Origin of the sequence: Planosporangium mesophilum (assembly GCF_016863255.1) — a bacterium.
Classification (GTDB): domain Bacteria; phylum Actinomycetota; class Actinomycetes; order Mycobacteriales; family Micromonosporaceae; genus Planosporangium; species Planosporangium mesophilum.
The window spans coordinates 1-1611 of record NZ_BOON01000097.1; the positions used below are offsets into that span (position 1 = coordinate 1).

At 57.5% G+C, this 1611-nt stretch carries 1 rRNA gene; it reads right to left on the bottom strand.

The annotated features are described in order from the left end of the window. Positions 1-1542: ribosomal RNA gene (locus Pme01_RS30685) — 23S ribosomal RNA — on the bottom strand; the annotation flags it as partial. Positions 1543-1611: the final 69 nt, after the last annotated feature.

Consider the following 1611-nt stretch of genomic DNA (forward strand, 5'->3'; position numbering starts at 1 on the left):
GTGGTTAGCACAACGAGGTTCAGCATGGGCGGTCCTTCGCGGGTACGGGAATATCAACCCGTTGTCCATCGACTACGCCTCTCGGCCTCGCCTTAGGTCCCGACTCACCCAGGGCGGATTAGCCTGGCCCTGGAACCCTTGGTCATCCGGCGGCAGGGTTTCTCACCCTGCTTGCGCTACTCATGCCTGCATTCTCACTCGTACAGCGTCCACAACTGGATCACTCCGCTGCTTCACCCGCTGCACGACGCTCCCCTACCCATCCAGACAGAATCTGAATGCCACAGCTTCGGCGGTGTGCTTGAGCCCCGCTACATTGTCGGCGCGGAACCACTTGACCAGTGAGCTATTACGCACTCTTTCAAGGGTGGCTGCTTCTAAGCCAACCTCCTGGTTGTCTATGCGACCCCACATCCTTTCCCACTTAGCACACGCTTAGGGGCCTTAGCTGGTGATCTGGGCTGTTTCCCTCTCGACTACGAAGCTTATCCCCCGCAGTCTCACTGCCACGCTCTCACTTACCGGCATTCGGAGTTTGGTTGACTTCAGTAACCTGGTAGGGCCCCTAGGCCATCCAGTGCTCTACCTCCGGCAAGAAACACGCGACGCTGCACCTAAATGCATTTCGGGGAGAACCAGCTATCACGGAGTTTGATTGGCCTTTCACCCCTAACCACAGGTCATCCCCCAACTTTTCAACGTTGGTGGGTTCGGCCCTCCACGCGGTCTTACCCGCGCTTCAGCCTGCCCATGGCTAGATCACTCCGCTTCGGGTCTAGAGCACGCGACTAGAAACGCCCTATTCGGACTCGCTTTCGCTACGGCTACCCCACACGGGTTAACCTCGCCACGCACCACTAACTCGCAGGCTCATTCTTCAAAAGGCACGCCGTCACCTATCCCCGAAAGGACACGGCTCCGACGGATTGTAGGCACATGGTTTCAGGTACTATTTCACTCCCCTCCCGGGGTACTTTTCACCATTCCCTCACGGTACTCGTCCGCTATCGGTCACCAGGGAGTATTCAGGCTTACCAGGTGGTCCTGGCAGATTCACGGCAGATTTCAGGGGTCCGCCGCTACTCGGGAACATCCACAGGGAGGCCAGCCACTTTCGCCTACCGGACTATCACCGTCTACGGTGTCGCATTCCAACGACTTCGACTAGCAACTGACTTGATAACTCCCCCACCGCATGTCAGTACGGCACGCACACGTCCCACTACCCCGACCGTGCAACCCCTGACAGGTATCACACACGACCGGTTTAGCCTCAATCCGCTTTCGCTCGCCACTACTCACGGAATCACTCTTGTTTTCTCTTCCTGCCGGTACTGAGATGTTTCACTTCCCGGCGTTCCCTCCACACACCCTATGTATTCAGGTGCGGGTGACACCACATGACTGGTGCCGGGTTCCCCCATTCGGACACCCTGGGATCACAGCTCGGTTGACAGCTCCCCCAGGCCTATCGCGGCCTCCCACGTCCTTCATCGGCTCCTGGTGCCAAGGCATCCACCATGCGCCCTCAGCAACTTGACCAAGACGATCAAAATATTAAGAAGATGCTCGCATCCACTGTGCAATTCTCAACAAACACGCAACCCACCA